General features: G+C 67.8%; 19 protein-coding genes and 3 pseudogenes. 17 read left to right on the plus strand and 5 right to left on the minus strand.

Going from position 1 to position 21,317, the window contains the following annotated elements; all coding sequences use genetic code 11:
* Positions 1-154: 154 nt before the first annotated feature.
* The 3 genes and pseudogenes from ACFVZH_RS36955 to istB all read left to right on the plus strand — a co-directional run bounded on the left by ACFVZH_RS36955 (position 155) and on the right by istB (position 2,909).
* Positions 155-487, plus strand: coding sequence for an STAS domain-containing protein (locus tag ACFVZH_RS36955; protein WP_384904516.1), 333 nt, complete (start codon positions 155-157; stop codon positions 485-487).
* A gap of 246 nt (positions 488-733) precedes the next feature.
* Positions 734-2,151, plus strand: a pseudogene (gene istA / locus ACFVZH_RS36960) (IS21 family transposase).
* Complete coding sequence (gene istB / locus ACFVZH_RS36965; protein ID WP_384904517.1) at positions 2,148-2,909, plus strand: IS21-like element helper ATPase IstB; 762 nt, start codon at positions 2,148-2,150, stop codon at positions 2,907-2,909. The pseudogene istA and the gene istB overlap by 4 nt, the downstream one beginning before the upstream one ends.
* 37 nt (positions 2,910-2,946) lie before the next feature.
* Here istB and ACFVZH_RS36970 read toward each other — a convergent pair whose 3' ends face one another.
* A complete protein-coding gene (locus tag ACFVZH_RS36970) occupies positions 2,947-3,261 on the minus strand; it encodes a hypothetical protein (protein WP_384904519.1) in 315 nt (104 codons plus the stop codon).
* 241 nt (positions 3,262-3,502) lie between these two features.
* Positions 3,503-3,772: pseudogene (locus tag ACFVZH_RS36975) on the minus strand (ATP-binding protein); the annotation flags it as partial.
* A 192-nt stretch (positions 3,773-3,964) separates the two neighbouring features.
* On the opposite strand from ACFVZH_RS36975, the gene ACFVZH_RS36980 reads away from it, so the two are divergent.
* On the plus strand, positions 3,965-4,447 hold the full coding sequence (locus ACFVZH_RS36980) for a hypothetical protein (RefSeq protein ID WP_384904520.1): 483 nt from the start codon (positions 3,965-3,967) through the stop codon (positions 4,445-4,447).
* A gap of 433 nt (positions 4,448-4,880) precedes the next feature.
* On the opposite strand, the gene ACFVZH_RS36985 is transcribed toward ACFVZH_RS36980, so the two are convergent.
* From ACFVZH_RS36985 to ACFVZH_RS36995, 3 genes are read right to left on the minus strand one after another with little or no spacing between them, the layout of a single operon-like run.
* Positions 4,881-6,293: an ISL3 family transposase gene (locus tag ACFVZH_RS36985; RefSeq protein ID WP_384904554.1), complete on the minus strand. Its 1,413-nt coding sequence runs from the start codon at positions 6,291-6,293 to the stop codon at positions 4,881-4,883.
* A 59-nt stretch (positions 6,294-6,352) separates the two neighbouring features.
* Positions 6,353-6,700 (minus strand): hypothetical protein, encoded by a 348-nt coding sequence (locus ACFVZH_RS36990; RefSeq protein ID WP_384904522.1) that lies wholly within the window; start codon positions 6,698-6,700, stop codon positions 6,353-6,355.
* A 26-nt stretch (positions 6,701-6,726) separates the two neighbouring features.
* Positions 6,727-7,380 carry a hypothetical protein gene (locus ACFVZH_RS36995; protein WP_384904524.1) on the minus strand — a complete coding sequence of 218 codons (654 nt, stop codon included), beginning with the start codon at positions 7,378-7,380 and terminating at the stop codon, positions 6,727-6,729.
* 164 nt (positions 7,381-7,544) lie between these two features.
* On the opposite strand from ACFVZH_RS36995, the gene ACFVZH_RS37000 reads away from it, so the two are divergent.
* The 13 genes and pseudogenes from ACFVZH_RS37000 (at position 7,545) to ACFVZH_RS37060 (ending at position 21,304) form a co-directional block, all read left to right on the plus strand.
* Positions 7,545-7,793, plus strand: coding sequence for a hypothetical protein (locus tag ACFVZH_RS37000; RefSeq protein WP_384904526.1), 249 nt, complete (start codon positions 7,545-7,547; stop codon positions 7,791-7,793).
* Between the two features lie 707 nt (positions 7,794-8,500).
* A complete protein-coding gene (locus ACFVZH_RS37005) occupies positions 8,501-9,106 on the plus strand; it encodes a dihydrofolate reductase family protein (RefSeq protein ID WP_384904528.1) in 606 nt (201 codons plus the stop codon).
* A gap of 700 nt (positions 9,107-9,806) precedes the next feature.
* Positions 9,807-10,377: pseudogene (locus tag ACFVZH_RS37010) on the plus strand (restriction endonuclease).
* Between the two features lie 258 nt (positions 10,378-10,635).
* On the plus strand, positions 10,636-12,117 hold the full coding sequence (locus ACFVZH_RS37015) for an AAA family ATPase (RefSeq protein ID WP_384904529.1): 1,482 nt from the start codon (positions 10,636-10,638) through the stop codon (positions 12,115-12,117).
* On the plus strand, positions 12,117-12,962 hold the full coding sequence (locus tag ACFVZH_RS37020; protein WP_384904531.1) for a hypothetical protein: 846 nt from the start codon (positions 12,117-12,119) through the stop codon (positions 12,960-12,962). Before ACFVZH_RS37015 ends, ACFVZH_RS37020 begins: the two co-directional genes overlap by 1 nt.
* A gap of 606 nt (positions 12,963-13,568) precedes the next feature.
* Complete coding sequence (locus ACFVZH_RS37025) at positions 13,569-14,714, plus strand: ParA family protein (protein ID WP_384904533.1); 1,146 nt, start codon at positions 13,569-13,571, stop codon at positions 14,712-14,714.
* A complete protein-coding gene (locus ACFVZH_RS37030; RefSeq protein ID WP_384904534.1) occupies positions 14,711-15,760 on the plus strand; it encodes a ParB/RepB/Spo0J family partition protein in 1,050 nt (349 codons plus the stop codon). Before ACFVZH_RS37025 ends, ACFVZH_RS37030 begins: the two co-directional genes overlap by 4 nt.
* A 127-nt stretch (positions 15,761-15,887) precedes the next feature.
* Positions 15,888-17,558 (plus strand): DUF2637 domain-containing protein, encoded by a 1,671-nt coding sequence (locus ACFVZH_RS37035; RefSeq protein WP_384904536.1) that lies wholly within the window; start codon positions 15,888-15,890, stop codon positions 17,556-17,558.
* A 508-nt stretch (positions 17,559-18,066) separates the two neighbouring features.
* Complete coding sequence (locus ACFVZH_RS37040; RefSeq protein WP_384904538.1) at positions 18,067-18,966, plus strand: hypothetical protein; 900 nt, start codon at positions 18,067-18,069, stop codon at positions 18,964-18,966.
* 50 nt (positions 18,967-19,016) lie between these two features.
* A complete protein-coding gene (locus ACFVZH_RS37045; protein ID WP_384904540.1) occupies positions 19,017-19,286 on the plus strand; it encodes a hypothetical protein in 270 nt (89 codons plus the stop codon).
* Positions 19,283-20,386, plus strand: coding sequence for a conjugal transfer protein (locus ACFVZH_RS37050; protein ID WP_384904542.1), 1,104 nt, complete (start codon positions 19,283-19,285; stop codon positions 20,384-20,386). The genes ACFVZH_RS37045 and ACFVZH_RS37050 overlap by 4 nt, the downstream gene beginning before the upstream one ends.
* Positions 20,387-20,399: 13 nt before the next feature.
* Positions 20,400-20,684: a hypothetical protein gene (locus ACFVZH_RS37055; protein WP_384904544.1), complete on the plus strand. Its 285-nt coding sequence runs from the start codon at positions 20,400-20,402 to the stop codon at positions 20,682-20,684.
* Complete coding sequence (locus tag ACFVZH_RS37060; protein WP_384904546.1) at positions 20,681-21,304, plus strand: hypothetical protein; 624 nt, start codon at positions 20,681-20,683, stop codon at positions 21,302-21,304. The genes ACFVZH_RS37055 and ACFVZH_RS37060 overlap by 4 nt, the downstream gene beginning before the upstream one ends.
* The last annotated feature ends 13 nt before the right edge of the window (positions 21,305-21,317 follow it).

Consider the following 21,317-nt stretch of genomic DNA (forward strand, 5'->3'; position numbering starts at 1 on the left):
TCACCGGCTGCGACACCGACGGTCTCATCGACCACTGGGCCACCCTCGACGCCGCATAACCCCCACACCTGCCATCCTGAACACACCCGCCTTAGTCCCGGGGAAGGTAGGGGAAAGGGATCCGGCCCCGGTCTATCGGGAAGCGGAGGCGGCCATGCGGGCAGAAGACCTGCTCCAGACCCACACCGTCTGGTATCGCGACACCGTCGAGCTGCTCCTGACCGGAGAACTCGACCTCGCCACCGTCCCCCTCCTACACCAGGCTGCCACCACCGCCCTCAACAGCCACCCCCGCCACCTCAACCTGAACCTGACCGGCCTCACCTTCTGCGACCAGACGGGTCTACGCGCATTGCGCCGGCTCACCCATCAGGCCCATGACGCCCATGTCAGCCTCCACCTCACCGGCCTCCACCCCCACCTGCACCGCACCCTCCAGCACCCGCCCACCCCATCCCCCCGCACCCCACCCGTCCTGCGCTACTGATCGCACCACACCCCAGCCAGGCCGGGGAGGCCGGAAGCAAGAGGAACGTGGTCGGAACGATGCGGCGCATCCGCGTGCAGCACGGTGAAGTGGGCCCTCACTCCGAGCTGGGGCCGGTCCTGTCGGCGTACACGTGAACGTCCCCACCCGCGTACGGATGAAAAGGGACAGTTGTTGATGCGTTGAGACCTGCTGCTCGGCACTCTGCTGCTTGGTCGGTGAGAGGCGGCGGAAGGGTGGTCGACGGTGGTCCTGGATCCGCAACGGTGGTTGGAACTGCGGCGTTTCCGGAGTCTGTTGGAATCCGGGGCGATCAGCCTGTCGGAGGTGGCCCGGGAGACCGGACTGGACCGGAAGACGGTCCGTAAGTATCTGTCGGCGCCGGGGTCGGCGACCCCGCCCCGCCGGTCGCCGAACGGGCGGTCGAAGGCAAGGGTGATCGACGAGTTCGCGCCATTGGTCGACTCGATGCTGCGAGCCGAGATCCTCATGAAGGCCGCGGTGATCCACGAGCGGCTGGCCGCGGAGTACGGGTTCACCGGCAACTACCAGCGCGTGAAGCTTTACGTCCAGGAAGCCCGGCCTCGCATCGCCGAGGAACTCGGCATCACGCCGAAGGAACTCGCCGGCATGCACCGCCGCTTCGAGGTCATCCCGGGCGCCCAGGCTCAGGTCGACTGGGGCGACGAGGGCAAGATCCTCGCCCACATGGGCATTCCGAAGGTCTACTCCTTCCACATGACACTGTCGTACTCGCGTGACCCGTTCTGTTGCTTCACCACCAGCCAGGACCTCCAGACGTTCTTCGACTGCCACCGCCGCGCGTTCGCTCACTTCGGCGGGGTGCCGATGACGATCGTCTACGACCGGACCAAGACCGTCGTCCGCCGCCACGTCGCCCCAGGTGAAGCGGTCCCGCTACACCCGGAAGCGGTCGGGTTCGCCGGCCACTACGACTTCGACATCGACGTCCTGGCCGCCTACCGGCCCACCGGCAAGGGACGCGTCGAACGGCAAGTCCTCATCGTCCGCGACCACGTACTGTCCGGCCGATCCTTCTCCTCCGTCGAGGAGATGGACGCCGCCTTCACCACCTGGGTCCCGCAGCGACGGGCCCAGGCCCACAGGACTCACCAGCAGATCATCGGAGAGCGTGCGGCCCGTGATCACGTGGCTCTCAAACCGCTGCCACCGACTCCGTATCTGGTGGCCGAGCGGCACCTGCGGCCGGTCGGCAAGGACTGCCTGGTCGCCTTCGGCGGCAACCTCTACTCGGTGCCCGCCCGCAAGGTCCGACCGTGTCAGCTGGTGGAGATCCGGGCCACGAAGTCGCAGGTCATGCTGCATTCCACCGTCGCCGGCTCCAGTGGCGAGACGCTGCTGGCCACCCATCCCCGGGCGATCGGCCGCGGAGTCCGAGTCGTCGAAGAGGCCCACTGGGACGGTCTGCCCACGGGCAAGGGCCGCCGGACCACCACCGGCGACGCCCTGCCGCAACCCGTCGTGAGCGTCCTCGGGGCGAGGAGACAGGGCCTTTGCAGGCTCTGCTGAACCGGGCCGCGGCCACGCGGATCGAGGTCGGTCGTCGTCCGCTGTCGGTCTATGACGAGCTGACCGGAACCCGCCCCTTCACCGCCCGTCCGAGCACGAGGGAAACGTCTTGAGCGAGCTGGTCTCCACCCGCATCCGCAACACGGCCGGCAAGCTCGGCCTGCCTCACCTGGCGGAAACCATCAGGGAATACACCCGGCGGGCCGACGAGGGGATGATGGGCTACCTCGACTTCCTCGACCTGGTGCTGTCCGAGGAACTGGCCGTCCGCGACGACCGCCGCTTCCGCCAGGGCCTGCGACTCTCGAAGCTGCCGCACCACAAGACGCTCGACGAGTACGACTTCTCCTTCCAGCCCGACCTCGACCCGCGCAAGGTCAAGGACCTCGCCACCCTCTCGTTCGTCGAGGGCAAGGCGAATGCCGCTCTGCTCGGGCCGCCCGGGGTCGGCAAGACGCACATCGCCGTCGCTCTGGCGGTCACGGCCTGCCGGGCCGGCTACTCGATCTACTTCACCAGCCTCGACGACATGGTCCGCAACCTCAAGGCCGCCGGGCGGCTGACGAACAAGCTCGGCACCTACCTGCGGCCCGGCGTCCTCGTGGTCGACGAGGTCGGCTATCAGCCCCTCGAACGAGCCGAGGCGAACCTGGTCTTCCAGGTCATCTCCAAGCGCTACGAAAAGGGCTCGATCATCCTGACCTCGAACAAGACCTTCAGCGAATGGGGCCAGGTCTTCGGCGACGAGGTCCTCGCCACCGCCATCCTCGACCGGCTCCTCCACCACTGCGAAGTGATCTCCATCAACGGCCCCAGCTACCGGCTGAAGAACCGCCTCAAGGCCATCGAGCGAGAGAACGACGTCGCCTAGGAAGATCCAGCCGTCGTGCGCGACAGCCCGCCCTTCCTCAGACGGGCCGCATCACCTGGGCCAGGCCCTCCGGGGTGTCCTTCACCTCGGGCGGTGGGCCCGGGTTGCCCCGATACGTCACACCATCAATAGTGACCTTGCCCGTCGCCTCGGGCAGAGGAAGATGCTCGGTCCGACCGTCGGCCGGCCCGCCGACGAAGGTCACCAGGACAGTGATCGAGTTCGGGTCCATCGAAGCCGTCGCCTCCACACGTTCTACTTCACTCGGGGCAGCAGCACCGTCACCGGAACCACCGCATCCCACGAGCGCAACCAGCAGGCCAACGCAGCCCACCATTCTCCGGATCTGCATTCACGCATCCTGCCAGGGCCAGGTCAGACCGCCTACACCAGAGACGATCTTGTGATCTTGCCGCAGTCCGGCCAAGAACCCGCACCATCAACTGGGGACGTTCATCCGTACGCAACTGGGGAGCTAAGGCCGTACGCCGACAGGTCCTCACCCAGCTCGCCCAGGGGTCGGAGAACGGCTCCGCCTCATGCCCAGAAGCAGCGTTCCCGCAGCGGCCCGGGGGGCCGTGGTCAGGGGCAGGCGTCAGGATGATGGAGCCCTTCTCGTATCTCTTCGAGATCAGCTGGAAGACGAGGTTGGCCTCGTCGCGGTGGAGCGGGAGGTAGCCGACCTCATCGACCACCAGAACGTCGGGTCGCTGGTAGAGGCCCATCTTGCCGGGCAGGCGTCCGATGGAGTCGGCTTCTTTGAGCTGGCGGACCGTGTCGTCGAGGCTGGTGAAGTAGATGGTGAAGCCGGCCCGGCAGGCCGCGACGGCGAGGCCGACGGCGATGTGGGTCTTGCCGATGCCGACCGTTATCCGGCGTTCGAAGATTCTTTGATGGCTACTTCCCAGTTCGGGATGTTGTTGCGATGGACGTAACGAGCCCGAGCGCGGCGCGTAGTCGCGGCCCTCTGGTGGTCTGCTGCTTGGTCCCGTCCTGGCGCCGGCGGTGATCGGTTAGCATCCGGCATGGCCACGCACTGGAGGAACACTCCTCAGATGTTCGCGCTGATCCTTCGACGTCATGGACTCGACCCGGATGCGGTCGACGACGTTGCGCGGGCCTGGTCTGCGTTCCAGGAGTTCGTCCAGGAGGAGATCGATGGGATTGAGCCTGCAGAGGATGACGGCGACGGGTTCATCGTGCAGTGGGGTCGGTGGAGCTGGAACGATGACCGCCCCGCACTGGTCTTCACCAGGCAGTTCGCGGTCAGCGACGAGGGTGACCAGGATGACGAGTTCTGGCAGCCGCAGCACTGGCACGTAGAGCTCGAGCTGTTCTTCGCCGACGCTCCAGCCCGGGCTGACCTGGGCGATATGGCCTGGACCAACAGCATGGGCTTTGACTTCGATCCCATCGGTCCTGAACGGTCCGCAGCGCTGGCCCAGATCGCCACGTTCATCGAATCACTTCCGCAGGTCAGCGCGATGTGGCGGTCGATCCCGGTGGGTAGCGCCCTCGGGCTGGAACGCGCGGACTGATCTGTCAGCAGGGCCCCTGCTCCTGGGGTCGGGTCGTGTCGCGACCGCGACGGTCAAGTTCACGGCGGAGGTCGAGGTTCTCACCGTGAGCTTGTTCGAGCGCGTCTCGCAGGGCCTGTACTTCTTCTCGGTGCCGCCTCTTCAGGTGGGTGATCTGACTGGTCAGCGCGAGGACGAGGGTGCTCTGCTCGTCGGTCGGAGGTGCCTGCTGTCGGCGTACGGCCTTAGCTGGCTCTGGCAAGAATTTCGTAGCCGAAGATCATCTCGGTGACATGGTCAGCCGGTCCGCGTAGCGGCGGCGGAGGTGGGCGATCAGAACGACGCGGTGGCGGAGGAGCGGGACGCCGGCGCGTCCGGCCATCAGGCGTTTCTGCAGTTTGACGTCGGTGATCCGGCCTTCGTTGACGCCGGAGTTGTAGGGGGTGGTGATTCCCTAGGCGACGGCATGCCGATCCTCGTGAAGGGCTCCGGCGAGGCCGACGAGCGGGGCCAGGCCGCTGTGCGTGAGGTCGTTCAGCCAGCCCGGAAGGGGTGTCGCGTCGCGGTTGTCGAGCATGGCGGCGAACCGGCGGACCAGGTCATGAGTCCGCCTCAGTTCCGGGCAGTGGTCGAGGAGCCGGGGCAGCCGCTCGCTGATATGGAGGTTGCGGCGGTGCGGATGTGTGGTGATCCAGCGGGCCGTTTCACGCGGTGACGGCGGGCGTTCGCGTGGTTCGTCCAGGGGCAGGCCCTGTCTGAGGGGTGCGACGGCCATCTTCACGCGCTGGTAGTGCCCGAGGTAGCCCTTCGTCTGGAGTTCCTCGTGCAGGATCTTCGCGCTGTGCTGTCCCTCGTCCCAGCGTTGCTGCAGGTAGTCAAGGTAGGGATCCAGGGCGGAAGGCTTGCGGGGCGGGCGGCGCATCACCTCCTGCCAGGTCCGGGCCCGGGCGTACTTGCCGACGGTGCGGCGGTCCAGGCCGAGCTCGCGGGCCACCGAGCTGCGGCTTCGGCCGGTGCTGGTCAGGGCCTGAACGGCCTCGAACAGTCTGCGAGCGTGTCGTGCGGCCCGACTGTCCTCCGCGTTGTGGCTGGCGGTCGCCTCGCCCGGTGCGGGATCGCTTTCGCCGGCCGGGGGCAGGGCTGCGGGCAGACAGCCGCGGTGGGCGGAGGCGATGTCCTGGACACGACGGGAGAGGCCCTGCCAGAGATGGAAGCGGTCGCTGACCTGCACCGCATCGGGCGCGCCGCCCGTGATGCCCTGCCGGTAGGTGAGGGATCCGTCGCGGCAGGCGACCTCGACACCGGGGTACTCGCGGAGCCATCGGCTGAGTTGTTCGGCGTCGCGTCCTTCCCAGAGCGTGAGCGGGAGGCGGGTGGTGGCGTCGACCAGGAGGGTGCCGTAGGTGTCGCCGTAGAGCGCGAAGTCGTCCACCCCCAGCACCCGGGGTGTCTCCAGCGGCGGAAGCGGCACCCGCATCAGCTGGGACAGGACGGTGCACCGCGAGAGCCTGATGTTCAAGATCCGTAGTATCCGGGCACCGCCCCGGCCGGCCAGCACCACGCCGACGTCCTCCACCAGGCGCTGCAACTGCGGTGTCCGCCGCTGGTAGCGCGTGGTCAGCCCCGCTGTCTGTTCGGCGAAGGTCACCTTCGGGCACGTTGCGTTCTCGCAGTACAGGCGGCGTACGGACAAGTCGATACGCACAGGCCGGCCGGCGAGAGTGACGTCGGCGAGGCGGCGTATGTAGCGGCTGTGACACCACTCACTGAGCTGGCCGCATCCCGTACATCCTGCGGGAACACCGGACCTTGTACGGGCGTGAATAGCCACAGCGGCATCAGAGACATCAACCGAAACGACCAGCACGTCAGCCAACTGCGGTAGCAAGCTGACCAGTTCAACAGAGCACAACCACAGGCTGCCCGCTACGCGGACCGGCTGACCATGTCACCGAGATGATCTTCGGCTACGAAATTCTTGCCAGAGCCAGCTAAGGCCGTACGCCGACACCAGGCCAGGTCGCCGACCACAGTCAGCTCGTTCTGGATCCAGAAAGCGTAGTTCCAGCGGGCTTCTGCCTGGTCAGAGGTGTCCTGGATGCTGCGTTGGGCCTGAGTTTCAGTGTTGTAGCCGATCGTCAGGGTTGGCTGACGAGGGTCGTCGTCCTCGTTGCCGATGAGGAAGGAGACAGCGTAGATGTCGCTGGCGTCGGCGGCCGGGATGGATGCGAGGGCCCTCTCGACGAGATGCTGGAGGTGATCGTTGAACGTCATGGTCGGTGGGGTCCTGTCGGTCGGGGTCATGCGTCCCACTGGTCGCAGTACTCGATGTGGATCTCGCGCGCGTCACCGAGAATGCCGTCGTTGGAGTGGAGTTCGGTGCAGAAGCGCGGGTAGCTCGGGTGGACGGGGACGTATCCGGGGCCGTTTCGGGCGACGTCGAAGAAGTGCCGTGCGGTGTCCTTGAACACCTTCGCGCTGCCGGTCATGAACAGGGTCTCGGCGTGGAGATGCTGGTGAAACAGATCCCGGTTCTCCTGGTAGTGCCGTGCCTCGTGGTCAGTCACAGCTTCGTCGGTGTGTCCTGCGCCAGACAGCGTCACGGTCCGCGGACGCCCTGGGCCGAGCCGTCGTCGTATTTCCTTCCAGCGTGAGGGTGCGAACTGGAGCGAGTGGTGCAGCAGCACGAGATCAAGCTGCCGTGTGCAGTCTTCTGGCAGCTCGTGGGAGGGGCCACGGTTCCCCCGCATCGGCAGGTGGACCAGCGAGCGCGGTGAAGAGGCGGCGAGCTTCCATAGCCCACCGATTCGCTGGGCGGCGTCGTGATCGAGGTAGGTGTCCAGGTGCCGATCGTGGTCGATGAGCACTGCGTGGACCAGGGGCCGGGCTGGTCGGATGACCTTGAACTCCGTGGATCCGAGCCGTGCTTGATTGATAGTGATGGGTAGCTTCATTGGTTCTCCAGGACACGGCGGCTGACATCGGCGGCGTAAGCGGCCCAGTCGCCGGCTGATGCCTTCTGCCATTGGACGGCGACTTGGAATGTGGACGCCGAGTAGCCGGGGCGAGGATGGCGGCGGGCAGTTCAGCGGCGAGGGTAAACAGTGCGGTCCAGTCCGTGCCGGGGATCGCCTCGGCGCGGCTGGCCTTCCACCGCTGCTGCCAGGTACCTCCAGAGAGACTGGGGACCAAGGACCGGTTCGAGGCGACCGCCGTCACCATGCATATCGTGGCAGGCGAGCTGGAAACCGCCGACGAGACCTACGAATCTGCACGCGGCTACGACCTGCTCACTGGCGCCGAGCGCTGGCACGGAGAGGAACGTCTCAACCTCGACGTCAAGCCCGCCGGACCGCACCTTGGGTAATCGGGGTGCTTCTGGTCGGCGACCACCACTGGGGGGTGGCATCAGCCCGTGCGCAGACTGCCGCGCCCGCGAGGGCCACCTCAACGTGCCACGCAGCCACATCGAGCAGGTCGATGGCTAAGCCATACGGCTCGGGGCGCGGATCAGCCAGCAGCGGGTCAAGGCCGGGAATCTGGCGGTGCAGGAAGTGGAGCTGTCGGCCCTGGACATCACTGCGTCGGACCGACGGCCGGACCTCGCCGGCGGTCCCGACAACTCTCCAACTAAGGAGCTCATGTGATCTTGCTGGTGGACTCCCCAACTGGGGAGTCCACCAGCAAGATGCCCCCCGTTCGCAAATCCGATAATTCATCAATCAGCACCGAAAAGCGACACCCAGGGTAGGCCCTTCAGTCGACGAACTCAGCACGCCTGGTATGGATCGACCTGCGGTCGCCTGAGAGGCCCGCGTGCGGCCTCTCACGGCGTTTTGAGCTCCCGGGTGGGCCACCGGTTGCGGCAATCGGGTGTCCTGACGCGACGTGGTGTGACTGAGTGTTGCACTTGGCCCGGCTGAGCGTGACGGTTGGCCCGGGACGTCCGCGGGCGGCGCCCCGCCGATCTGTTCGGCTGCAGCGTCATGGGTTTCTCGTTACTCCACAGCGCGGTCGATGAGTTGTGGCTCCCGGCCAGTCCAAGCTCGTGACACCCCAGGAAAGGACACCGCCATGTCGGAGCTTCTCGTCGACTTCATCACCTCCCTCGACGGCCACGCATCGGGAGAGGGATGGCCCGGGTTCTGGGGCCTCGAGGGCCCTGAGTACCTCGCATGGCTTGGCGAGCAGCCCGAGGCCACCTACCTGATGGGAGCGAACACCTACCGCCTTATGTCGGGCTTCGCTGCAGGCCAGGTCTCCAATGGTCAAGACGAGTTCAGGCCCGAAGAAGAGGCGTCCGTCGACGAGCTCACGCAAGCGTCCAAGGTGGTGTTCTCCTCCTCACTCGAGGAGCCGCTGACGTGGGCCAACTCCACGCTCGTCCGCGACGACGCCGTCGAGGCGGTCCGCGCCATGAAGTCGAGTGGCTCGGGGCTCCTCAGCACAATCGGCAGCCTCAGCCTGTGCCGGTCCCTGCTACGAGCTGGACTCGTCGACCGCTTCCGGGTCGTAATGTTCCCGGTGATCACCGGGAACACGGGCGAAGAACGCATCTACGACGGCTATCCGGACGTTGCCCTCGAGATGATCGAGCACCGCACCTTCGACGGCCGCATCCAGCTGGTCGAGTACAAGCCCCACGTGCTCGAGCACCCGCCGCTCGGCGTCCCTGCGTGACGTCGCCCCGTCCGCCGGTCTGGACGGCCGCCAGGCTGGCGCCAGCGGGTGCGGAGCAAGACCAAATAGGGGGCCAGTCAACGTCAGGACGCCGAACCGTCGCAGGTCAGCCCATGTAGGCCGCTCCCAGACCGCAGTCTCCGCAAAGGTCCACCTTCCGGATAGGGATGCGCCGCTCGACGCTTCCCTGAGCAGAACCTCGAGTCCTGAGCGCTCTACATGGCCGATGGGGCCAACTGAAGCGCTCAGTCACAGCGGCGTGGCTGAACACTTGGGACGGTCGACCCCGCTCCCGGGTGTCCTGCCGCTCCGATTCCCCGTCGACGAGCGAGGCGGCCGCTCGCGGTGGTTCCGCTCCCGCCAGCTCAGAGCTCAGTGCCGTCACCAACAGGCTCGGGCGAGAGGGCGGGGCGGTCGGTTCCAGAACCGCCGCCAGCGTTGCGGCCAGTGCGGCAACATCGTGGGGTGCCGTTGTGCCGCTGACAATCACGATCACTCCACCAGCGCTCAGCTCGACCGAGGCATCCTGATTCCCGGGTGCGGTGCACCAGCGCCGCACGGTGTCGATGGCCGCGGGCAGCGCCAGCACGCCCGTCACGACGAGGGTGAGACATCCAGCCCGGTTCCGAGGTAACCCTCGACAGTGGGAGCGCCCGCTTCCCAGCGGGCCCTTCCACAGTTCCGGAATTCGGGGTCGTCGGTGAGGAACCTCTGCAGCGCGTCCGGAGCGCTGATCCTGCTCCTCGTAAACGCCGTGCGGCGCAGGGCCTCTACCTGGGTCGCACGGCAACGCCAGCCGGAAGGCTGGGACAGCCGTCTCTTGGACAGCCTGCACCACACCGAGTTCGAGGAAGCCGTACGCAATCTGTTGCGCCGCGACGGCGCTCACGATGCCGTACGGGTGGGTGGCGCCGGGGACAACGGGGCCGACGTCAAGGGGACCGATCCCGTGGGCCGACGCTGGGTAATCCAATGTAAACACCGCCGCAAAGGTTGCGGCTGGCGCCGCGGTCGGAACTCCGGACCTCCACGTCCTCAACGGGACCGGCCGCCCCGTTCACAGAGGCGATGTCATCGTCTTGGTCACAAACGGCCAGTTCAGCGCTCCCGCTGTGAAGTTCGCTCGAAGCCAACGACTGCACCTGGTTGACCGTGGGCTCCTCAACGAGTGGGCTGCAGGCTCCTCTCCCCTGTGGGAGCTCCTCCCCCACCTGCCGGCACCACGGACCAGCAATCCGTCGTCGCGCAAGGCTCGGCGACTCCTGCCCTGACTTCGGCAGTGTCAGCTCTGCCTGCGGAAGCGCCTTCACGGCGGATCTCCGCCTGGGGATCCACCGCGAAGGGAACGGAAGAGAGACGATGCACCGACTCGTCCTCAGCGGGTCACGCACCGGCCCATGCCTCCACTTCCACGGCCGGATTGCCCGGGTGGGCGCAGGCGAGCAGGGTGCCATCCCTGCCATGCTTGCGCCCGTACATCGGCCGGTTGGCTGGTGACATGACATAAGGGGGCCGGGTTGGATTTCACCGTGCTGGAGTACAGGGCGGCAGTACCGATGGCGCACGGCGCCTACTTGGCCAAGGACAGTTGGAACGACTACGGGTTTGTGACCTCCTTCCAACTCTTCGTCCGATTGCAGGACGGAGGCAGGGTTGACGTCGGAGACGTGAGGATCGTCAACGTCGAGATGTCGATGGACGGATGGCGTCGCACATCAGATCGGCTGCCTCTGCGTTTCGAGACTCTGGACATCGGCTACTTCAGCCTCGGGATGGAGGACGACTACTACGAGACACTGAGGGCTGACCTCCCACGCGACATGGCTCTCGACATCCTCAAGTCGTTGAATGACATCGCCTACGCCTGGGAGCCCGACCAGGCGGTGCCCAACCAGCCAGTCTTCCGCGCATCCCTATTTCGCGACCGTACGCGTTGGGATCTGGACCGCACTTGTCGCGTCGCCCAGGGCCTCCGTGCCCGTATTGTCCCCTTCTGCTGGTCGTACACACCCGAGCAGAAAGGACTGCTCCCGGCCCACAAGTTCACATTTGAGACGACACCGGGGCTCCTGCCCCCGACGAACCTGCACGCGCTGATCGGCCGCAACGGTGTCGGAAAGTCGCGTCTGCTCCACGCCATCGCCGCGAAGGCGACAGCCGGCGAGATCGCCGTCGAGGCCGCATCCGGAGGCGAGGACAACAGCTTCACCAGCTGCGTCGTCATCTCCTTCAGCCCCTTCGACCGGCCCTACACCGAGCCCCCCGAAGCCATGGTGCCCTTCCACTACATCAGCCTGCGACACCCAACGGAGCCCCGTCTCAAGTCGGACGCGGAGCTCCGGGAGGAGTTCGTCAAGAGCTTCGCCACCGCACGGATCGGGGCACGAGGGCGCCGCTGGCTCTCAGCCGTAGAAACCCTCAACTACGCCGCGAGCGGCTTCCTCGACGACGACATGGACGTGATCGATGCCATGATCAGGGAGGGCAGCCAGAGGAAGCTCGAAGAGTCGATGGGCGAGGTCTTCGACAACCTGAGCTCTGGGCATGCGGTGGTTCTCCTGATGGTGACCCGACTGATCCAGGTGGTCAGCGAGCGCACTCTGGTACTGATCGACGAACCCGAAACACACCTGCACCCGCCTCTCCTCGCCGCACTGACGAACGCCCTTTCCTGGTTGCTGTCCGACCGCAACGGCATGGCAGTCGTCGCCACCCACTCCCCCGTCGTCCTGCAAGAGGTGCCGGCGTCCTGTGTGTGGAACATGACTCGCCATGGAGACGAGCTCACCGCCCGCCGTCCTGACGTTGAGACCTACGGGGAGAGCGTCGGTGAGCTGACCTACGACGTCTTCGGCCTGGAAGTCTCTTCGACCGGCTTTCACGCGGCGATCGCTGCGGAGGTTGCGAACGGCGGAACTTACGAGGAGATCACCAGGCGGTTCACGGGCTTGGGATCAGAAGCTCGGTCTCTTCTGCGCGCAATGACGTACTCACGGCGGGAGGAACGTTGATGCGGTGGCCGCAGAAACCGACCATCACCGTCGAGGACGTACTGAAAGCCTGCACACCCTGGTTGAAGAAGCAGGGGTGGGATGAAGACATGCAAGGCAGGCTTCCAGAGCTCGTAGGACAGCAGAGGCGGTACAGGACGGCCGGAGAGGAAGGTGACCTGTTCTCTCTGCTGGTCTCCGAATTCGGCGGCCAGTGCAACGACGAGGAGAAGGACCGCCTCACGGCCACCTACGACAGAGCGCTCGTCGGAGGAGGTGGGCGCAAGATCTACGACGCGCTCAAGGCCGCAGCGATATACGGCTGCACCATGTGTGGCGTCGCCAAGCCAGAAACGATCGACCATCACGCCCCGAAGACCGTCTTCCCGCTCCTGGCACTGACGCCCCTGAACCTGGTGCCTGCCTGCGGACCCTGCAACCAGGGCAAGAGCAACTCCTTCTCCACCGACCCGGCCAAGGAGCCGTTCCACCCCTACTTCGATGATCTCGGATCTGACCGGTGGCTGTTCGCGGACATATGCCCTGCCGATGGAGGCGCTGTCGCTGAGTTCTCTGTCCGCCCTCCAGCCAACTGGCCAGAGGTCAAGGCCAAGCGACTAGCCCACCACTTCACGAGCAACAAGCTCGCGCCCATGTACAAGTTCGAAGCGTCCCACCATCTGTCGGCCCGACGCAGGAAGGACATGCGCACCCACGCGCGCACTGGCCCTGAGGGACTGCGGGAGGTACTTACGGAGGATGCCGACAGCATCGCGGCCGTCGACCCGAATGACCGGGAGACCGCCTGGCTGTACGCCCTCGCGGACTGCGACTGGTACATCAACGGCGGCATGATGGACATCTGACTCTGCTCCCGGGCTTACTCGGTGGCTCGCGGTTTCCTCCGCTCTGGAGGAGCCTTCAGGTCGGCAAACCCCTTCGGGTGCTGGGAAATCTCCAATCACGTCGGGGCCCTTCTCATGGGCTTGCTGCCGGCGCTGCCGCGAGACTCTTCGGACAGTTCAAAGAGTCCAGCGCCCTGATCGCGCCTAGGGCCTGCCCATTGAGCTGCACTCAGCTGTCCATACGAGGACGGGCCCCGCGCCATTGAGAAGCTGGACGTGTCTTCAAGGGGCGTCGGTCCTGGGGCGTCATCCCCCTACGTACGCCTCACCCAGGCACCACGACACGACGGCCGCTCGGCGCCTGCGCAGGGCCCGACGAGATGCCTGCCCTGGGGGCCACTCCGGCACGGTGCCGCTGGGCCACCTTCACCAACTGATAACGGCGTTATCACCAACGCATGAGCATCTCACTCTCCACAACGGAGCCGATGCTCCACAAACGGGAGCGGTCCCAGCCCAGGCATACGGGACGCAGAGCCGGATGACGATCTGCCGGATTTGCCCATCTGACACGCGGAATGACCGGGCGTTACACCTTCCTGGGGCAGAAGTTAGTAAGCTAACCTCATGGTCACTCCCAGCCCCAGTGGAGACAGAGAGAAAACTGTCTCCAAGCTGCCGTCAAAGCTCCGCCAGGAACTGAAGGTTCGCGCTGCCGAACTCAGCATCGACATCCAGGACGCAACGTCCGAGGGCATCACTGCCTGGCTTGCGGGTGCCGACTGCTCCCCCGTTGACACCACCGGCGCCACGCCGTTCTCAACGTGGCTGCCACAGGGACAGTGGAAGGAGCTCAAAGACGCCTGCTCCACGCGCGGTATCCCCTTCGTCCAGGGTCTCGCCCAGTCCATCCAACTGTGGCTGGACACCCACCCCTCCCCCAGGCATCGCCCGGTCAGTGGCATCGCCCAGCGGAAGATCGTCATCAACCAGAAGGGCGGCGTCGGCAAGACCGCTGTCGCTGCCGGCATCGCCGAAGCCTTGGCCGAGGACGGCATGTCCGTCCTCCTCGTTGACTACGACCCTCAGGGCCACCTCAGCGACCAGCTCGGCGTCGGTCAGATCCCTCCGGGAACGGACAGCCTTGTGCTGCACATGTGCGGCGAAGGCAAGGGCGACCTTCGGGACCTCGTCGTCACCATCGAGGAGCCGCGCTTCGGAAAGCGGCTTCACGTACTGCCCGCCTGCCCCGACGGCTTCCTTCTCGACGCCAAGATCGCTGTCTCGCGAATGCGCAACAAGGAAGCCGCCCTGGAGCGTGCCCTGCAGCCACTGGAGAAGGACTTCGACGCCATCGTCGTGGACTGCCCGCCCAGCCTCGGCATGGCCACAGACGCCGCCATCTACTACGGCCGCCGGCGCCAGGGCGAACGCGAGGGGATCTCCGGCATGGTCATCCCCGTGCTCGCCGAAGACTCATCCGCCACCGCGTACACAATGCTGGCAGACCAGATCGAGTCCCTTCGCGATGACCTCAGGCTGGACATCGAGTACCTGGGGCTCGTGGTCAACCTCTACGACAGCCGCCGCGGCTTCGTCGCCACCTCCTCACTGCAGGAGTGGCGTGAGCTCGGCGACCCGAAGGTGCTGGCCGTCATCGGTGATCTGAAGGAACAGAGGGAAGCGGTGCGCATGCACCGCCCGCTGCTGGCTTACGCACCACACTGTGATCAGTCGGAGAACATGCGGCAGATCGCCAGGGAGATCTCATGAGCAAGCGCGACCAGCTCGGCTCCTCGTCCTCCTTCGCCCGAGCAGGCCAGGCCCGCAGCCTGCGCCGCCAGCTCACGGACGCCGCGTTCGGTGGGGACCCCACCGTTCTCGACCTGTCACTGATCAGTGGCAACCCTGACAACCCGCGGGAGACCCTGGGTGACATTTCGGGTATGGCGTCCAGCCTCCTGGAAGTCGGCCAGATCCAGGCGATCACAGTGGCGTCTGTCGATGCGTATTTGCGAGACAGGCCGGAGCGAGCCTCCGAGCTGGAACCGGGCGTCGAGTACGTCGTCGTCGACGGCCACCGCCGCCTGGCCGGCGCTAAGGAGGCGGGCCTCGCCTCGATAAAGGTCACCGTCGACGACGACCGCGTCTCCACCGACGAGGTGCTGCTGGAGTCGGCTTTCGTGGCCAACGCACAGCGGGAGAACCTGTCCGACCTGGAGGAGGCGCAGGCCCTCAAGACCCTGGTCAGCTTCTACGGGTCTCAGCACAAGGCAGCCAAGCGGCTCGGAGTGACACAGCCGTACATCTCGCAGCGGCTGTCCTTGCTCCAGCTCGATCCGCAGCTGCAGGCCGATCTCGAGGCAGGAGTGCGCAAGGTCGAGCACGTCCGCGGGCTCGGCAAGCTGGGCCCTGCTGAGCAGCGAGCAACGGCAGATGCCAGGGCCAAGCAGGCCCAGGAGAAGCGGCAGAAGCCCCCGGTGCAGAACTCCCCCGCACCGCAAGGTGATAACGCCGTTATCACCAGCACGCTCGTCCCGCCCGCCGAAACGGAGCAGCCGCACAGTGATAACGGCGTTATCGGCATCCCAAGCCGGGTCGCATCCGGCGCGGCCCGAGTCCCGGCTGATAACGGCGTTATCAGTGGCGAGCGCGAGTCGCAGCCGGAACGACCCAGCGCAGCGAACGTGCACGGCGGGGGAGTGGAGTCAGCTTCCAGCCTTCCGTGGCACAACCCTCAGGCTCTCAGCCGCCTGGCACGCCAGTACATGTCCCTCGAGAACCGCCAGACCCTGGCGAAGCTCCTCGCAGAGGACTGACATGCGAGGAGGGCGGCCTAGTCTCCGGCTACTGCTGAGACAGGGCCGCCCCTCGTGTGAGTGGACTTTTACAGACGTCAGCCGGGCACTCGGCTGACCGTCGCAACTGAACGGGAGGGGATCGCGGGTGGCCGCGGTGCAGCTGACACGGACGCACAAGACTCTGATCGGTGTAGTGATCGCCGGTGCGCTGGTCATCGCCGGGATCGGTTTCGCGGGCTCGTACGCCGCCGTGCGTGAGCTTGCCCTGCAGAAGGGCTTCGGCACCTTCTCGTACTTCTTCCCCATCGGCATCGACGCGGGCATCTGTGTCCTGCTCGCCCTCGACCTGCTGCTGACGTGGCTGCGGATCCCGTTCCCGCTGCTGCGCCAGACCGCCTGGGTGCTGACGGCGGCGACGATCGCGTTCAACGGCGCGGCCGCCTGGCCGGATCCGCTGGGTATCGGGATGCACGCGGTGATCCCGGTCCTGTTCGTGGTGGCCGTCGAGGCCGCGCGGCACGCCGTCGGCCGGATCGCGGACATCACGGCAGACAAGCACATGGAGGGTGTGCGGATCACCCGTTGGCTGCTCTCCCCGGTCCCCACGTTCCGGCTGTGGCGCCGGATGAAGCTCTGGGAGCTCCGCTCGTACGAGCAGGTCATCAAGCTGGAGCAGGAGCGGCTGATCTACCAGGCCCGCCTCCAGGCCCGGTACGGCCGTGCGTGGCGGCGCAAGGCCCCCGTGGAGGCGCTGATGCCGCTGCGGCTAGCCCGGATCGGCGTCCCGCTCGCGCAGACCGCTTCCGCCGGGCTGACCGCCGCCGGCCTGAGCCCAGTCCTTATCTCTCGCCCTGAGCCCGAGCTTGCGCACATACCCGAACGCGAGGCCGCGGCTGAGCCGGAGCTGGTAGCTCCGGCGGCCTACGTGCCCGAGCTACCGGCGACTGCCCAGCCCCGGGTCGCAGACGCCCCCTCTCGGAATGCGGAATCGCCAGCCGAGCCCGTGGGCGCGACTCCCAACGCCTGGGGTGAGGCGCCCGGGCCTGTCACCGTCGACCTGACGCAGGCAGGACTGGACTTCGTGGCGCAGTACGGCACGGTCCCGTCCGCAGAGCAGTTCGCGGCGTTCCTCTCGCGGGATTATGGCCTGACCGACCAGGACACCGGCGGTCTCCTTCCTGACACCCTGCTGGAGCCGGTGCTCGCCGAGCTTCAGGCAGCAGAGCTGGAGAGGGCCTTGCACGATGCCTCCGTACCGGCTGAGCCGCCGGTGGGCGACGAGCTGACCGCCCCGGTTCCGGATTACGAGGAGCAACCGTTCGGCGCGGGGGAGCCGCACCCGTTCTTCGGGGAACTGGCGGACTTGCGCAGCATGGCCGAGCCCCCGGTAGAACCTGTGCCCCTTCCTGCCGCAGCAGTGCCCGGGCCGAGGGCCTCGGTGGTTGATGTCGGCCCGGCCGGCCCCTCGAGCCCCTTCTTCGAACAGCCTGTCCTTGCGGCGTCGGCAGGAGCGGATCGACAGGACTGGGTGGCCGAGGTGGCCGCGTCGGGTGAGGCGACCGCCCGGGTGCCGCAGCAGCAGGCCGACGAAGACGTGGCCGAGGCGGATCCGATTCAGCGCCAGATCGAGCTGGTGGCCTCATGGCTGGTGGAGGCTGAAGAGAGCGGGACGCGGCTGTCGGGAGCCGAGGTTGGCCGACGCTTGGGAGTCTCTCCCAAGACGGGTCAGCGCCGCGTGCTCGATGCCCAGAAGCACCTGGAGGAGGTGCGCCGGCAGCAGGGCCGGGCGCGCCTCCGCTCCGTCGGCAGCAGCTGACCGGCGTTCCGCTTAATGCTCAGTGACCGGTCACCCGTCATCGTCACCGACCTGCCCAGGCAGCTGTCCGGCCGTGACCGATCCGCGTGTGACCGATCCCGTGACCGAGGATCGGATCCACTGTGCCGGGCTCGTGACCGATAGCCGACCCGCCCCGTGACCGATGCCGGGCCGCGTGACCGGTGACCGATCAGGGCCCCATCGGTCACCGGTCATGACCGGTCTGCGGTCATCGGTCACCCATCCGCCCGCGTCCTCACCCCGAGCCTCCTGGGCAAGCCGCGGCGACATCCCGAGGCTTGCCCCCCCCAGGGAGGCTTGCCCAGAGTTGCATGGACCGGTCACGAGGGGCTTGCCCAACCCCCCACCAGGCTTGCCCAATCGGTCACGGGAGGCTTGCCCAGCTAGAGGGCAAGCCTCCCATCTGCGCTTTTAGGGCTGCGGACAAGCCTTCGGGCAAGCCCGGCTGAGGAGTGTGTACGGCACGAGATCCGAAAGGAGACGTGCCGTGCACGACGCTTCGCACCCCGCCGCCGACGGCGGGTACTTCGACCGGCTGGACGCCGACTGGGCCGCGCTGTGCGCGGACCCTGCCCTGCGTCAGGCGGTGACCGACTGGGTGACCGATGGCCACCTGACCGACGGCATCGCGGCCGTGACCGATTCCTGGGCCGGCTCCCTGACGCCCGAGCAGCTCCTCGCCGTCCTCCGTCCGACGGCCGACGGCGTGACCGATGCGCTGACCGATGCCGTCCTCCGGGTCCTCCTGCAGCGCGCTGCCGGCCGTGACCGATCGGCCATCCTCGCCGGCCGCGTCATCGTCCAGGCGATGCTCCCCGCCGTCTTCCGCATCACCCGCGGACAGGTCCGCGTGACCGGCGGCCGCACTCGCGACGCCGTCGGTCACGTGACCGTGACCGCCCTCTACGAAGTCGCCCGCACCAGCCGCATCCACCTCCGCCTCGGCCGGCCCGCCGCCAACCTGACGCTGGACACCCTGCGTCGGGTCCTGGCCGAGCTCGCCGCCGAGCAGGGCCCGGCGGGGGAGGACCTCGCAGCCGCTGAGCGGATCGCCGACCGGTCGCCGGGCCCGTACGAGATCGCCCGCGCCCGCAACGTGCGCGCGGCCGCCGCGGAAGCCGGCCTCTACGCGGGCCCGGCCGACGACGCCGCGACCGCCCCGGACCGGCTGGAGCTCCTGGAGCTCCTCCTGGACGCGGTGCGCGACGGCGCGCTGTCGACCGCGGACGCTCAGGCGCTGGCCTGGCACCACATCAGCGGCGGCATCCCGAACGCCGAGGCCGCCGCCCGCGCCGAGACCACAGCCAGCGCCTGGCAGCGCCGGCGCTCGCGGGCCAGGGCCCGCCTCACAGCATCCCTCCAGCCCGCGGCCGCGGGCGCGGCATGAACCGGACCACCGCCCCGGCCACCGTCCGCTCCCCCCTTTGGAGATGCGTCTTGACCACACCCGCCGCCGCACAGTCGCTGGACGCGGACGAGGAGCGCGTCACCCGCGCCCAGCGTCTGCTCATCCACCTGGGCGCCGCACTCGTCGCCCGTCCCTTCGACACCGGCACCCACGACAAGCTCCGCGCCTTCCTGGACGAGGACGCCGAGCCCGTCCTCGCCTCGCTCGCCGCGCTGAGACGGCGGCCCGAAGCGGAACTCCGCAATCGGATCGCCGAGCTGGCCGGTCACACGCTGCGCCCGGCCGGGGGAGCGGCATGAGCCTCACCGGCCGCCGGAACCAGAGCGCACTGGCCGAGCAGTCACCGACTGTCCGAGCAGCCGAGGCCGAGCAGACCACCGGACGGGTCGGCGGCTGGTCGACCGGCGCCCAGGCCAACTCCACGGCGATGCTGCGCTGGCTCGTCTGGGGCCTGATCGCCCTCGGGCCGCTCCTGGGCGCACTCGCCTTCCTCTCGGTGCCCACGGCACCTGCGGCGCCAGCGCCAAAGACCGCACCGGCCGCACCGGCCATGAGCGGCGGCCAGGGCGCGGCGGGCTTCGCGAGCCTCTTCGTCGCCGCCTACCTGTCAGCCGGCCGCGGCGACGAGCCCAAGCTCGCCGCCTACTACCCGCCGTCCAGCAACCTCCAGCTCGACGGAGTCTCCGGCCAGCGCCGGAGCGAGCAGCTGACCGTCGTCCGGCTCCGCCAGACCGACACCTCGGTCTGGTCGGTCACGGTCGCGGCCCGCGTCACCGGCGCGACGCCGTCGGCCACGCCGTCCACGCAACCGGGCGCTTCCCCGAGCCCGGCGGCCGCAACCGCCACGGTGCGCTACTTCCAGGTGCCCGTGGCTACGGCTCCCGGCTCCGGGGGAGCGACCGCGTACACCGCGCTCGCGCTGCCGGCCGAAGTCGCCGCACCTGAGCGGGCCAAGACCCCGGAGCTTGTCTACGGCGCGATGCACCCGGCGCTGCCCACCGACCCGCGCACCCAGGCCGTCACCAGTTTCCTGACCGCCTACCTCACCAAGGCCGGTGCCGAGCTCGACCGCTACCTCGCACCCGGCACCCGCCTGACCGCGCCGTCCCCGGCCCCGTGCTCAGGCATCGCGGTGGACCAGTTCGCCGCCGAGGGCGAGAGCGGCGGCGAACTGGTCGTCTCCGTCCCCGGCGACGGCACCACCCTGCGCCTGCTCGTCACCCTCCGGGCGACCGGCCAGGACGGGGTGCGTCTCCCGCTCACCTACGCCCTCACCCTCAAGGCCCGCGCCGGTCGCTGGGAGATCGCCAGCCTCGACGGCGCCCCCGCCCTCACGCCGCCGACTCCGGCCCCGGCCGTCTCCGGCGCCCCGGGTCCGGGCGCCACCCCCACCTCCTAGAAGGAGCACGAGCATGCCTGAAACCATCACGCTGGCCGCCGGCTGGATCCAGACCGGCACCGGCCTCGGCAACGACGTCAAGAGCCTGATCTTCAACGTGGCCATCCCGGTGCTGTGCGGGATCTTCGTGATCGTCGTCGGCTGGAAGACCAAGGCACCCGGCCCGACGATCATGGCCGTCATCTTCGCCGGCATCGTCTGGGGCCTGTCCGCGAACATGGGCGCGCTCAAGGACAAGACCACCGAGGACATCACCAACTACAGCGGCGGCGGCAGCCTGTCCCGGATGGACCAGTGAGCGCCCACGGGGCCGAGAGCGAGCTGGACTTCGAGCTCATCGGCCGCTGCTACACCAAGTCGCGGCGCGCGCCCCTGGTCCACGGGGTGATCAGGGACGTCAACGGCGGCCGGGGGATCCGGCTGCCCGGCGGCCCCTACACCCTGACCCAGCTCGCCGGGATCGTCGCCACCGTCGCCGGCCTGATCCTGACCCGCCCCCTGTGGGGCGGCCACGGCTGGCTCGACGTCGCCGTCCTCCTGGTCCTGCCTGCCGTGGTCGCATTCGTGCTGCGCCACCTGCACATCGACGGCCGCAACCCCGTGGCCGCCCTGCTGAGCATCGCCCTGATGCTGGCCGCGCCCCGGCGCGGCCAGCTCCGCGGCCGCACCTACCGACCGACCCGGCCCACCCGCGGCGACACCCGCATCCACCTGCCCGCCGACGAACAGGCCGCCGAAGCCACCGCCCCGGCGATCACCTCCCCCGCACCGGAGCCCCGGCCGCAGCAGACCCGGCCCCGGCCCGCGGTACCCGACGCCGCGCCGCCGGCAGCCGAAGGGCCTTCGGCGCCCGCCGCGCCGGTGGCTTCGGGGGTGCAGGCCCTCCTCGCCCGCCGCGCCTCCACGACTCGTACCTGACTGGAGAACTGAC

It is taken from the genome of Streptomyces sp. NPDC059534, assembly GCF_042743475.1.
Taxonomy (GTDB): domain Bacteria; phylum Actinomycetota; class Actinomycetes; order Streptomycetales; family Streptomycetaceae; genus Streptomyces.

Excerpts from the sequence above, each read along its gene's own strand:
- ACFVZH_RS37055 (WP_384904544.1), top strand. The coding sequence starts at position 20,400 with ATGCCTGAAACCATCACGCTGGCCGCCGGCTGGATCCAGACCGGCACC.
- ACFVZH_RS36990 (WP_384904522.1), bottom strand. The coding sequence starts at position 6,700 with ATGACGTTCAACGATCACCTCCAGCATCTCGTCGAGAGGGCCCTCGCA.
- ACFVZH_RS36995 (WP_384904524.1), bottom strand. The coding sequence starts at position 7,380 with ATGAAGCTACCCATCACTATCAATCAAGCACGGCTCGGATCCACGGAG.
- ACFVZH_RS36955 (WP_384904516.1), top strand. The coding sequence starts at position 155 with ATGCGGGCAGAAGACCTGCTCCAGACCCACACCGTCTGGTATCGCGAC.
- ACFVZH_RS36980 (WP_384904520.1), top strand. The coding sequence starts at position 3,965 with ATGTTCGCGCTGATCCTTCGACGTCATGGACTCGACCCGGATGCGGTC.
- ACFVZH_RS37025 (WP_384904533.1), top strand. The coding sequence starts at position 13,569 with ATGGTCACTCCCAGCCCCAGTGGAGACAGAGAGAAAACTGTCTCCAAG.
- ACFVZH_RS37005 (WP_384904528.1), top strand. The coding sequence starts at position 8,501 with ATGTCGGAGCTTCTCGTCGACTTCATCACCTCCCTCGACGGCCACGCA.
- ACFVZH_RS36970 (WP_384904519.1), bottom strand. The coding sequence starts at position 3,261 with ATGCAGATCCGGAGAATGGTGGGCTGCGTTGGCCTGCTGGTTGCGCTC.
- ACFVZH_RS37030 (WP_384904534.1), top strand. The coding sequence starts at position 14,711 with ATGAGCAAGCGCGACCAGCTCGGCTCCTCGTCCTCCTTCGCCCGAGCA.
- ACFVZH_RS37050 (WP_384904542.1), top strand. The coding sequence starts at position 19,283 with ATGAGCCTCACCGGCCGCCGGAACCAGAGCGCACTGGCCGAGCAGTCA.
- ACFVZH_RS37020 (WP_384904531.1), top strand. The coding sequence starts at position 12,117 with ATGCGGTGGCCGCAGAAACCGACCATCACCGTCGAGGACGTACTGAAA.